Genomic DNA, 12,396 nt, shown 5'->3' on the forward strand with positions numbered 1-12,396 from the left:
TGTGCTTTAGACTGAATCTGAATTTGCTATGAAAATAATAGCTTCTAATGCATGACAGCAGGGCAATCGTACCTAAATTGATAGCAGGAATTGAAGAAGCCAAGCGCAAAGGGGGAGGAAACTATAGTCATGTGATTTGGGAAGCCTGAATTGTTGATGACGCAAAGCACCGGGACAAGCCTGATGGAGCACTTGCGGCAGGTGCCCGATCCTCGCATCGAGCGCACACGGCGCCATGAACTGATGGACATTTTGGTGATTGCGCTGTGCGCGGTTATCGGCGGGGCCGATAACTGGGTTGACGTGGTGCAGTTTGGCAAGGCAAAGAAGGAATGGTTCGCCACGTTTTTGAAGCTGCCCAATGGCATTGCCTCGCACGACACGTTTGGCCGGGTGTTCCAGCTCATTGACTCGCAGGCGCTGGAGAAAGTATGCATCGACTGGCTGCAAAGCATTGCCGGCCAGGTCCAGGGCGTGGTGGCCATTGATGGCAAGAGCGTGCGCGGCTCGGGCCATGGCGGACAGTCGGCGCTGCATATCGTGAGCGCCTGGGCGTGCCAGGCCAGCATGTTGCTGGGGCAGGTGCAGACGGACAAAAAGTCCAACGAAATCACCGCCATTCCCGAGTTGCTCAAGCTGCTGAGCATCCAGGGCTGCATCGTCACCATTGACGCCATGGGGTGTCAAAAGGCCATCACCAAAGCCATCGTGCACAGTGAAGCGGACTACGTGCTCAACCTCAAGGGCAACCACCGCCACCTGCACGGGGGAGTTGCGGCCTGGTTTGAGGCTTGCCACGCCAGCGAGCAAATCGGGCCAGCGCACAGCCACTATCGGGAATGCGCCAGTACCCACAACCACGGGCGCATTGAGAGCCGCGAACACTGGCTCATGGCGGTGCCCGAGCACCTCAAGCGCGCCACCAAATACTGGACGAACCTGCAAACCATCGCCATGGTGCGGCGCACGCGCCAGGTGGCAGGCAAAACCAGCGACGAGACCCACTACTACATCAGCAGTTTGCCCTTGAGCGCGAGCGCACAGACCATTGCCCAGGCGATCCGCAGCCACTGGGCGGTGGAGAACGAATTGCACTGGTCGCTGGACGTGAGTTTCAGGGAGGACGCCTGCAAAGTGCGCAGGGACGAAGGCCCGGCCAACCTGGCGTGCCTGCGCCGCCTGGCGCTCACCCAGCTTCAGCGCGAGACCAGCCTGAAGGCCAGCGTCAAAAGCAAGCGCTGCCGCGCTGGCTGGGATCCGGCTTATATGCTCAAGGTGCTTGATTGCAGCGTGCTATCAATTTAGGTGCGATTGCCCTGTGCATGACAGGCATGCGCAAAGCGGCGATTTGGCTTGAAAAATGGTAGCTACTCGGGCTGTCCCATGCCCCAGAGTCCGCAAGGCATGAAAAAAGCCGCCAGGCTTGCACCGGGCGGCTTGACGGCAAGCGCGCGACGTATCAGTCGGCGAATTTGCCGCCGGCTTCGATCACCGGCTTGAGCTTGTTGATCTCGGCGGTCACGAAGGCCTTGTGCGCGGCGGGCTCGACCCGGTTGTCGGTCATCACCACGGCGCCCAGTCCTTCTTCCTTCTTCAGGAAATCGGGATCTTTCAGCGCCTTTTTCAGGGCCGCATTGATCTGCGCGAGCACGGCGGGCGGCGTGCCCTTGGGCGCGTACAGGCCGTGCCAGATCGTCAGGTCAAAACCCTTGAGGCCTGCTTGCTGCAGCGTCGGCAGGTCCTTGAGCAGCTTGTTGCCGGTCAGGGGCTTGGCCGTCGTGACCGCGTAGGCCTTGACGCGGCCGGCCTCGATCTGGCCGGTGGTGTTGGTGGTCTGGTCGCACATCATGTCCACCTGGCCGCCAACCAGCGCATTCATGGCCGGCGCCGTGCCGCCGAACGGAATCGTCGTCATCGCCTCCGTGGCATTGATGGCTGACTGCCACATCAGGCCGCACAGGTGCGAGGCCGAACCCAGCCCGGCATGGGCGATATTGAGCTTGCCGGCATTGGAACGGATGTAGGTTTCGAGTTCGCGGTAGTTCTTGGCTTCGAGCTGGGGCTTGCCGATCAGCGTCATCGGCACTTCGTTGATCATGCCGAGGAATTCGAAATCATCGAGCGGCTTGTACTGCAGCTTGCGGTACAGGCTGGGCGCCGAGGCCATGCCGATGTGGTGCAGCAGCAGCGTGTGGCCGTCGGGCGCGGCCTTGGCGACCTTGTTGGCGCCGATGGTGCCGCCGGCGCCGTTCACGTTTTCAACCACGAAGTTGGCGCCGCCGCCCATGGACTTGCGCATGGCTTCGGCCAGGTCGCGCGCCACGCGGTCGGTCGGGCCGCCAGCGGCGAACGGCACCACGAAGGTGATGGGCTTGGAGCCCGGAAAGGTTTGCGCGTTGGCGGCGAAGAGGGTCGCCGCGGCGGCAGCAAGAACTAACAGGCGCTTCATGAACGTCTCCTTTGAATGAATGTCGGCCAGTCTAAGGCTCGCAGCTCGTCCGCACATGGCGGGAACTACTTAGCGGGTTATCCCTTTTGCCGATTCTGATTCTATTTGTAGCTTCGGGCGTCCTCGATGACCTTGCCGTCGTTGGGCAGGCTGCCGGGGGCCAGCAGCTCCACCCTGCCGCGCAGCTTGGTGACATCGCGGATCGCGTCGCCGATGCGCTGCTCAAGCCCGGCAGGAGACGCGGTGGTTTCAACGCTCAGCGTCATGCTGTCGTTGGCCATCTCGCCGCTGACCACCAGCCGGGCCTTGATGACTTCGGGAAAGCGACGCGCAATCTCGGCCACCTGCGCCGGATGCACGAACATGCCGCGCACCTTGGTGGTCTGGTCGGCCCGGCCCATCCAGCCCTTGATGCGGGTGTTGGTGCGCCCGCTCGGGCACTGGCCGGGCAGCACGGCCGACAGGTCGCCGGTGCCGAAACGGATCAGCGGGTAGTCGGGGTTCAGCGTGGTCACGACCAGTTCGCCGACTTCGCCTTCGACCACCGGGTCGCCGGTGCCGGGTCGGACGATTTCAACGATCACGCCTTCATCGAGCACCAGCCCTTCGCGCGCTTCGGTTTCGTAGGCAATCAGCCCCAGGTCGGCGGTGGCGTAGCACTGGTAGCCGGCAATGCCGCGCTCGGCCAGCCAGTCGCGCAGGGAGGGCGGAAAGGCCTCGGCCGACACCATGGCCTTGGTCACGCTGGGCAGCGCGACTTTCATCTCGGCGGCTTTTTCAACAATGATTTTCAGGAAGCTCGGCGTGCCGATGTAGCCTGCCGGTTTCAGTTCGGCCATGGCCTGCACCTGCTGCTCGGTCTGGCCGGTGCCGCCCGGAAACACGGTGCAGCCCAGCGCATGGGCGCCGCTTTCCATCATCGAGCCGGCCGGCACGAAGTGGTAGCTGAAGCAGTTCTGGACCAGCTCGCCGGGGCGAAAGCCGGCGGCAAACAGCGCACGCGCCATGCGCCAGTAGTCGCGCCGCGTGCCTTCGGGCTCGTACATCGGCCCGGGGCTGGAAAACACGCGCGGCATGGCAGCGCCAAAACCAATCGTGCTGAAGCCGCCGAACACATTGGTCGCGCGCTGGGCCTGCTGGCGCTCCAGCAGCTCGGACTTGCGCGTGACGGGCAGCGTGGCCAGTGCCGCGCGGCTGGTGATCGTGGCCGGGTCAAAGCCTGCCAGGATTTGGGCGAAGGCCCTGGATGCCGTGCGGGCGTGGGCAATCTGCGCGGGCAGGGCGGCGAGCAGGGCGGCTTCGCGTTCAGCAGGTAGCCGGGTTTCCAGCGCATCCATGTGGGTGTGGATCATTGAAGGGTTTTCAGGTTAAAGGGTCGGCGGGAGGGAGTCGTGAGTGGTGAATTCCGAGGGGCAGCGAGCGGGCCGGTGTTCAAGCCAGCCAGCGTTTGCGGCGCTTGTAGCTTTTCACGTCCTTGAAGCTTTTGCGTTCGCCGCCGCCAACGCCGAGGTAGAACTCCTTCACGTCCTCGTTGTTGGCCAGGTCGCTAGCAATGCCGTCCATCACCACGCGGCCTGACTCCATGATGTAGCCGTAGTCGGAGTATTTCAGCGCCATGTTGGTGTTCTGCTCGGCCAGCAGGAAGGTGACTTTTTCCTTGGTGTTCAGGTCTTTGACGATGTTGAACACTTCTTCGACGATCTGCGGCGCCAGGCCCATCGACGGCTCGTCGAGCAGCACCATGCTCGGGTTGGTCATGATGGCGCGGCCAATCGCGCACATCTGCTGCTCGCCGCCCGAGGTGTAAGCGGCCTGCGAGGCGCGGCGCGTCTTGAGGCGCGGAAAGTAGTTATAGACCTTTTCCAGGTTGGCGGCGATCTCGGCCTTGCTGGTGCGCGTGTAGGCGCCGGTCATCAGGTTTTCCTCGATGGTCAGGTGGGCAAAGCAGTGCCGGCCTTCCATGACCTGCACCACGCCGCGCTGCACCAGGTCGGCCGGCGAGAGGTTCTCGATGCGCTCGCCGCGCAGCTCTATCGAGCCCTTGGTGACCGCGCCGCGCTCGCCCTGCAGCAGGTTTGAGATGGCGCGCAGCGTCGTGGTCTTGCCCGCGCCGTTGCCCCCCAGGATGGCCACGATCTTGCCTTCTGGCACTTGCAGCGAAACGCCCTTGAGCACGAGGATCACATGGTTATAGATGACCTCGATGCCGTTGACGTTGAGAACGATTTTTTGGGGTTCCATGGGGTTTCTTTCCTCTGTCTGTGCCAGGCCAGAAGCTTGGGCGCCCAAGCTTCTGGCCTGGCGGCTCCCGCAGGAACCGCCAGGGGTTCATGCCATCAGGACTGGCAGTCGGCTGCCGTGCGGCGCGTCAGCTTCTTGTCGGCCAGGTACTTGTCGGCGCCGGCTTTCACCAGCGGCTTGATGATCTGGTCATCCGACTGGTACCAGTCGGAGGTCATGCTCCACTTCTTGCCGTCCCAGGTCTGCACGCGCGCCCAGGTCGAGCCCATGTGGTCGGCGCAGCTGGTCGAGACCGGGCGCATCACGCCGCTAAAACCCAGCGCGTCGAGCTTTTTCTGGTCGAGTGACAGGTTTTCCATGCCCCAGCGCACCTGCTCGCCGGTCATGACCTTGCCCTTGCCAAAGCGCTCCTGCGCGCGGCGCACGGCCTCGATGCTGAGCATCTGGATGATCACGCCGCGCGTGTACAGCACCGAGCCCACTTCGTCCTTGGCACCCGTGCCCTGGCCCTTGTCATGGACGTTCTTGAGGATGTCCTGGATGACCTTGGACTCGGTGCCCGAGCCGTTGAGCGCCAGCGCCTGGTAGCCCTTGGCGCCGTCGCCGACGTCGCGCACGTCCGGCTCGGCGCCGGCCCACCACACGCCGTAGAGCTTGTCGCGCGGAAAACCGGTGGCCTGCGCTTCCTTCAAGGCGGTGGAGTTCATCACGCCCCAGCCCCACAGCATCACGTAGTCGGGCCGGCTCTGGCGCACCTGCAGCCAGGTGGCTTTCTGCTCGACGCCGGGCGCCGTGACCGGCAGCAGCTGCAACTCGAAGCCGTGCATGCGGGCGCGCTCCTGCAGCAGCGGAATCGGCTCCTTGCCAAACGGGCTGTCGTGATAGACCAGCGCGATTTTCTTGCCCTTGAGCTTGTCCAGGCCGCCGGCGCTCTTGCCGATGTGCTGCACCAGGATGTCGGCGCCGGTCCAGTAGCTGCCCATCAGCGGGAAGTTCCACTTGAAGGCCATGCCGTCCTGCGCCACCGACAGGCCGTAGCCCAGCGTGATCAGCGGGATCTTGTCCACCGGGACTTTTTCGGTCAACGCGAAGGTGATGCCGGTCGCCTGCGGGTCAATCAGCGCCACGCCGGGCTTATTTTTCAGGCGTTCGTAGCATTCCACGCCCCGGTCGGTGGCGTAGCCGGTTTCGCATTCTTCAAACGTCAGCTTGACGCCGTTGACGCCGCCGTCGCGCGCATTGACCATCTTGATGTAGTCCTGCTTGCCGTTGGCCCAGGGCGTGCCGTTGGGCGCGTAGGGGCCTGTGCGGTAGGACAGCAGCGGGAAGAACTGCTCCTTGGCCTGCGCGAAGGCGCTGGTGGACAGCGACGCTGCGCCAGCGGCGACCACGGCTGCGGCAACGACGAGTTTGGAAAGCTTCATGGATGTCTCCTTGGAATGAAAGTGGTGAAGCACGGTAAAAACAGGTTTTTCAGTCAACCGACCGCTCAATGCGATCAGCGCGATCAATGCGGGAAGGGCCACAGGCGCAGTTTCTGCTTGGCCATGGACCACAGCCGGGCCAGGCCATGCGGCTCGACGATCAGGAACCAGACGATCAGGCCGCCAAAGATCATCAGCTCGGCATGCGACACGCCGGCCGTCGAAATCTCGATGCCGAACAGGCTCATGAAGGCCGGCAAAAAGCGGTTCAGCGCAATCGGCAGCACGACGATGAAGGCCGCGCCAAAGAAGCCGCCCATGATCGAGCCCAGCCCGCCGATGATCACCATGAACAGCAGGCGAAACGAAATCTCGACCGAGAACGCCGCCGGCTCCCACGAACCCAGGTGCACGAAGGCCCAGAGCGCGCCGGCCATGCCGATGATGAAGGAGCTGACCGCAAAGGCGCTGAGCTTGGCGTACATGGGCCGGATGCCGATCACGGCGGCGGCCACGTCCATGTCGCGAATCGCCATCCACTCGCGGCCAATCGCGCCGCGCACCAGGTTCTTGGCCAGCAAGGCCACGATGACCAAAACCGCCAGGCAGAACAGGTACTTGGACACCGGGCTCTGAATCGGCAGGCCGAACACCTGCAGCTGGGTGACCGACACCGAACCCGAGGCCGAGTCATTGGTCAGCCACTTGATGCGCAAAAACATCCAGTCGCTGAAGAACTGCGCCGCCAGCGTCGCCACGGCCAGGTACAGGCCCTTGACGCGCAGGCTGGGCAGGCCGAACAAAATGCCGAAGGACATGGCGCACAGCCCGCCCAGTATCAAGGTAGGAATCAAGGGCATGCCCGGAATGCGCACGAAGAAGTTGTAGGCGCCGTAGGCCCCGACCGCCATGAAGGCGCCCGAGCCGAGCGAAATCTGGCCGCAGTAGCCGACCAGGATGTTCACCCCGATGGCCGCCAGCGACATGATGACCAGCGGAATCAAAATTGAGGCGTAGAGGTAGTCGCTGGCCATCAGCGGCACGGCGATGAAGGCAAAGGCCAGCATCAGGCCGATGGCCACGCGATCCTGCGTGATCGGGAAGATCTGCTGGTCAGCCCGGTAGGTCGTCTTGAACTGGCCGTTTTCGCGGTAGAGCATGGGGTTTCCTTATTCTTCTTATGGCTTAAACGCGGTCGATGATTTTTTCGCCGAACAGGCCTTGCGGACGGAACAGCAGGAACACCAGCGCCAGCACATAGGCGAACCAGATCTCGATGCCGCCGCCGACGTAAGGGCCGAGGTAAACCTCGGACAGCTTCTCGCCGACGCCGATGATCAGTCCGCCCAGAATCGCGCCGGGCACCGAGGTCAGGCCGCCCAGGATCACCACCGGCAAGGCGCGCAGCGCAATCGTCGTCAGCGAGAACTGCACGCCCAGCTTGGAGCCCCAGATCATTCCCGAGACCAGCGCCACGACGCCGGCCACGCACCAGACGATGACCCAGATACGGTTCAGCGGAATGCCGATGGACTGCGCCGCCTGGTGGTCGTCGGCCACGGCGCGCAGGGCGCGGCCGGTGGTGGTTTTCTGGAAAAAGATGCTCAGCAAAATGACCAGGCTGGCGGCGATGGCGGCGGCAATCACGTCTTCCTTGTTGACCAGGATGCCGCCCGGAAACACCGTGTCCAGCATGAAGATCGGGTCTTTGGGCATGCCGATGTCGATCTTGTAGATGTCGCTGCCAAACAGCGTCTGGCCCAGGCCTTCGAGGAAATAGGCAATCCCGAGCGTGGCCATCAGCAGCGTCGCGCCTTCCTGGTTGACGAGGTGGCGCAGCACTAGCCGCTCGATCAGCCAGGCGACGACGAACATCAGCACGGCGGCAATCGCAAAGGCGATCAGGTTGGCGACGAAGAGGTTGTCGATGCCGGTCCACTTCGGAATCCATTCCGAGAACCGCGCCATCGCCAGCGCCGCGAACAGCACCATCGCGCCCTGCGCGAAGTTGAACACGCCCGACGCCTTGTAGATCAGCACGAAGCCGAGCGCCACCAGCGAATACAGCATGCCGGCCATCAGGCCGCCAATCAGGGTTTCCAGAAAAAATGCCATGTTGTCTTTCTTCCTGATTTCAGTGGCTGGTGCCGAGGTAGGCGCTGATCACGTCCGGGTTGTTGCGGACTTCTTCGGGCTCGCCGTCACCGATTTTTTTGCCGTAGTCAAGCACCACGACGCGGTCGGAGATGTCCATCACCACGCCCATGTCGTGCTCGATCAGCACGATGGTGGTGCCGAATTCCTCGTTCACATCCAGGATGAAGCGGCACATGTCCTGCTTTTCCTCGACGTTCATGCCGGCCATCGGCTCGTCGAGCAACAGCACCTGCGGCTCCATGGCCAGCGCGCGGCCCAGATCGACGCGCTTTTGCAGGCCGTAGGGCAACTGGCCGACCGGCGTCTTGCGAAAGGCCTGGATTTCGAGGAAATCGATGATGCCCTCGACAAACTCGCGGTGCCGGATTTCCTCGCGCTCGGCCGGGCCGATGCGCAGCGCCTGCATGAAGATATTGCTTTTGATCTTCAGGTTGCGCCCGGTCATGATGTTGTCGATGACGCTCATTCCCTTGAACAGCGCCAGGTTCTGGAAAGTCCGGGCCACGCCCATCTCGGCGACTTGGCGCGAGGACATGTGCGAAAACTTCTTGCCACGAAAGGTGATCGAGCCTTCCTGCGGTGTATAGACGCCGTTGATGCAGTTGAGCATCGAGCTTTTGCCGGCGCCGTTGGGGCCGATGATGGAGCGGATTTCATGCTCCTTCACATTGAAGGAGATATCGGTCAGCGCCTTGACGCCGCCAAAGCGCAGGCTGATGTTGTTGACGTCCAGGATGACGTCGCCGGTCTTCTTTTTTGTCATGGTTTTTTGTTCAAGCCGCAGCTTTGACCGGGGAAAAGGTTTTGGCGTCCGAGAGCTGGAGCGTGGCGCTGACGCTGCCGGTGCGGCCATCCTCGAACTTGACGACGGTTTCGATGTACTGCTCGGTTTTGCCGGCATACAGCGCCTCGACCAGCACGCCGTACTTGTCGGCAATGAAGCCGCGCCGCACCTTGTTGGTCCGCGTGAGTTCGCCGTCGTCGGCATCGAGTTCCTTGTGCAGGATCAGGAAGCGGCTGACCTGGCTGCCGGCCAGCAGTGCATCGGTCGCCAGGTCGGCATTGACCTTTTCAACGCATTCCTTCATGAGCTGATAGACCTCGGGCTTTTGCGCCAGGTCGGTGTAGCCGGCATAGGGCAGGTTGCGCCGCTCGGCCCAGTTGCCCACGGCGTCGAAGTCAATATTGATCATCACGCAGACGCGGTCGCGCCCGTCGCCCAAGGCCACGACTTCCTTGATGAAGGGAAAGAACTTGAGCTTGTTCTCGACATACTTGGGCGCGAACATCGCGCCGTCGTTGACGCCGCCCTTGATGCGGCCCACGTCCTTCACGCGGTCGATGATCTTCAGGTGGCCGTGCGCGTCGAGGAAGCCGGCGTCGCTGGTGTGGTACCAGCCGTCGGCGGTCAGCACCTCGGCCGTGGCCGTCGGGTTTTTGTAGTATTCCTTCAAGAGGCCAGCGGACTTGACCATGATCTCGCCGTTGCCCGCGACCTTGATCTCAACGCCGCGAATCGGCACGCCGACGGTGTCGGCCCAGGCCTGGTTGTCGGGCTGCAGGCAGACGAACACGGCAGTCTCGGTCGAGCCGTAGAGCTGCTTCAAGTTGATGCCGATGGAGCGGTAAAACGTGAACAGGTCGGGGCCAATCGCCTCGCCGGCGGTATAGGCCACGCGCACCCGGCTGAAACCCAGGTTGTTGCGCAGCGGGCCATAGACCAGCAGGTTGCCCAGGGCGTATTTGATGCGGTCCAGCGAGCCGACCGGCTCGCCGTTCATGAGCGCCGGGCCGACGCGCCGGGCGACGTTCATGCAGGCCTCGAACATCTTGCGCTTGAGCGTGCCGGCGTCTTCCATGCGGATCATCACGCTGGTCAGCAGTCCTTCAAAGATGCGCGGCGGCGCGAAGTAATAGGTCGGGCCGATTTCCTTCAGGTCAATCGTCACGGTGCTGGCCGATTCGGGGCAGTTGACCACATAGCCGCAGGCCAGCCACTGCGCGTAGCTGAAGATGTTCTGGCCGATCCAGGCCGGCGGCAAATAGGCCAGCACTTCCTCGGCGCTGGTCAGCTTGTCGAATTCGGCGCCGGCGGTGGCGCGGTCGAGCAGCGTGCTGTGGGTATGCACCACGCCCTTGGGGTTGCCGGTGGTGCCGGAGGTGAAGAACATCGCCGCCACGTCGTTCGGCTGGGCCTTGGCGACTTCAGCGGCAAACCACTGCGGGTTTTGGGCGACAAAGGTTTTGCCCGATTCAATCAGCGCATCGAGCGAATCAAGGCCGGGCTCGCTGTACTTGCGCAGGCCGCGCGGGTCGTCGTAATAGATGTTGGAGATTTGCGGGCAACGGTCGCGGATCTCGACCAGCTTGTCCACCTGCTCCTGGTCCTCGACCATGGCAAAGCGCACTTCGGCGTTGTTCAGCGGAAAGACGCATTCGGCGCCGACCGCGTCCTGGTACAGCGGCACCGGAATCGCGCCTAGCGACTGCACCGCCAGCATGGTGGCATACAGGCGCGGGCGGTTGGCGCCAATCACCACCATGTGCTCGCCGCGCCTGAGCCCGGCCTGGTTCAGCCCGGCAGCCAGCTGCGCGACCAGTCCGGCCAGGGCTGACCAGCTGTGCGCCTGCCAGATGCCGTATTCTTTCTCGCGCATGGCCGCTGCCGCAGGGCGCTCGGCGGCATGCTTGAGCAGCAATTGGGGGAATGTGGTCTGCATCCGGTACTTGTCTCCAGGTTGGGCCGCTTTTTTTCAGGAAAGCGGCTGGGTGGTGACGAATGGTAGGGCTGCATTTGACGCCAGGATGTCGTTGTAACGACAATTTAGGGGAAAGTCCTAGTCGGGTGTCCCCGGGGGTCAGGCTGATTTATCGGATGAGGCGCCCGTCGCGCGAAACCATGTTGAGTTCCACGAAGCGCGAGGCACTTTTTGCGGAGTCGGTAAAGCTCACTTCAAAGCCGCCGAGGTCATAACGCTTCATGGCCCAGGTGCTGTCGATGAAGCCGCTGCGCGTGGGATTGCGTCCAGCCCGGCGCAGTGCTTCGGCAAACACCTTCGCATTGACATAGCCTTCGAACGCCAGGTGTGAAGCCTCCAGTGTCGCGCCGCCGGCCTTCCAGGCCTGCTGGAATTCACGCGCCAGCGGCAGCCCGTTGTTGGCCGGCAAAGGCATGACCTGCGACACGGTAATGCCGGTGGCGTCAGCGCCCATAGCCTTGAGGGTGGCTGCCGCGCCCATGACCGACAGGGCGTAGAGCTGCAGACCCTTGCGCTGCTGGCGGATGGCCTTGACAAATTCGACCGTGGGCTTGCCCGCCAGGCCCATGATCACGGCTTCGGGCAGGGAGGCGGCAATCTTGGTGGCTGCGGCGGCCGCATCCGACGAGTTGTTTTCAACCGTGGCCGTGGCCGTTTCCGTGAGTTTGTGGATGGCGATGAACTGCTTGGCCGCGTTGGCGACATCCTGGCCGAAGGCGTTGTTCTGGTACACGATGGCGATGCGCTTGATGCCGATGGTGGCCAGGTGCTGCACCAGGTGCTCGGTTTCGTCGGCATAGCTGGCGCGGATATTGAACACGCTGCGCACGTTTTTGGGGTGCGCCAGCAAGGCGCCGGTCAGGGGTGCGAAAAACGGAATGCCCGACTCGATCACCTGGGGCAGCATGGCCTCGACCATGGGGGTTCCGAAGCAGTTGAAAATTGCAAAGCAGTTGCGATCCTCGATAAACCCCTTCACATTGGCCAGCGAGCGCGCCACCTCGTAGCCGTCGTCGGCAACGGTCAATTCAATCAGGCGGCCGTTGACGCCGCCTTTGGCGTTGAGCGCCGAAAAATAGGTTTTGGCGCCCTGGTGCAAAGGCCCGCCAAGGTCGGCAAGCGGCCCGGTCAGCGCGGTGGACTGGCAGATTTTCAGCGGACCGGTGTCCTGGGCGCGAAGCGGTGCGTGAATGGCCAGTGGCAGCGCCGCAAGCGCCCCCAGAACCCCCCGCCTTGACAGTGTTCCAGGGGTGGCATGGCCGGAAACATCAGGCAGGGAAGGCGTGCAATGAGTCATGTTTTGTCTCGAATGAAGTGGGGGGAAAAATAGTTTTGCCGATGTTATGCTTTGAATTGACATTCAATT

10 protein-coding genes are annotated in these 12,396 nt (G+C 62.7%); 1 reads left to right on the forward strand and 9 read right to left on the reverse strand.

Annotated features, from left to right (window positions below):
* Positions 1-156: 156 nt before the first annotated feature.
* The gene (locus tag ABLV49_RS03050) at positions 157-1,305 is read left to right on the forward strand and encodes an ISAs1 family transposase (RefSeq protein WP_349280133.1); all 1,149 of its coding nucleotides are present in this window, start codon (positions 157-159) and stop codon (positions 1,303-1,305) included.
* Positions 1,306-1,459: 154 nt separating this feature from the next.
* Here the strand turns inward: ABLV49_RS03050 and ABLV49_RS03055 are convergent, their stop codons facing one another.
* From ABLV49_RS03055 to ABLV49_RS03095, 9 genes are all read right to left on the reverse strand, one after another.
* Complete coding sequence (locus ABLV49_RS03055) at positions 1,460-2,449, reverse strand: tripartite tricarboxylate transporter substrate-binding protein (RefSeq protein WP_349280134.1); 990 nt, start codon at positions 2,447-2,449, stop codon at positions 1,460-1,462.
* 101 nt (positions 2,450-2,550) lie between these two features.
* Positions 2,551-3,798, reverse strand: a complete 1,248-nt coding sequence (locus ABLV49_RS03060; protein ID WP_349281582.1) for a phenylacetate--CoA ligase family protein — start codon at positions 3,796-3,798, stop codon at positions 2,551-2,553.
* Positions 3,799-3,880: 82 nt separating this feature from the next.
* Complete coding sequence (locus ABLV49_RS03065; RefSeq protein ID WP_011802978.1) at positions 3,881-4,690, reverse strand: ABC transporter ATP-binding protein; 810 nt, start codon at positions 4,688-4,690, stop codon at positions 3,881-3,883.
* Positions 4,691-4,785: 95 nt separating this feature from the next.
* Entirely contained in the window at positions 4,786-6,114 is a 1,329-nt protein-coding gene (locus tag ABLV49_RS03070) for an ABC transporter substrate-binding protein (protein ID WP_349280135.1), read from the reverse strand.
* A gap of 83 nt (positions 6,115-6,197) precedes the next feature.
* Positions 6,198-7,274: a branched-chain amino acid ABC transporter permease gene (locus ABLV49_RS03075; protein ID WP_011802976.1), complete on the reverse strand. Its 1,077-nt coding sequence runs from the start codon at positions 7,272-7,274 to the stop codon at positions 6,198-6,200.
* A gap of 25 nt (positions 7,275-7,299) precedes the next feature.
* Positions 7,300-8,229, reverse strand: coding sequence for a branched-chain amino acid ABC transporter permease (locus ABLV49_RS03080; protein ID WP_349280136.1), 930 nt, complete (start codon positions 8,227-8,229; stop codon positions 7,300-7,302).
* A gap of 19 nt (positions 8,230-8,248) precedes the next feature.
* A complete protein-coding gene (locus ABLV49_RS03085) occupies positions 8,249-9,034 on the reverse strand; it encodes an ABC transporter ATP-binding protein (protein WP_349280137.1) in 786 nt (261 codons plus the stop codon).
* Between the two features lie 10 nt (positions 9,035-9,044).
* Positions 9,045-10,991 (reverse strand): AMP-binding protein, encoded by a 1,947-nt coding sequence (locus ABLV49_RS03090; RefSeq protein ID WP_349280138.1) that lies wholly within the window; start codon positions 10,989-10,991, stop codon positions 9,045-9,047.
* A 148-nt stretch (positions 10,992-11,139) separates the two neighbouring features.
* Positions 11,140-12,327: an ABC transporter substrate-binding protein gene (locus ABLV49_RS03095; protein WP_349280139.1), complete on the reverse strand. Its 1,188-nt coding sequence runs from the start codon at positions 12,325-12,327 to the stop codon at positions 11,140-11,142.
* Positions 12,328-12,396 lie beyond the last annotated feature (69 nt).

The organism is Polaromonas hydrogenivorans (assembly GCF_040105105.1).
Classification (GTDB): domain Bacteria; phylum Pseudomonadota; class Gammaproteobacteria; order Burkholderiales; family Burkholderiaceae_C; genus Polaromonas; species Polaromonas hydrogenivorans.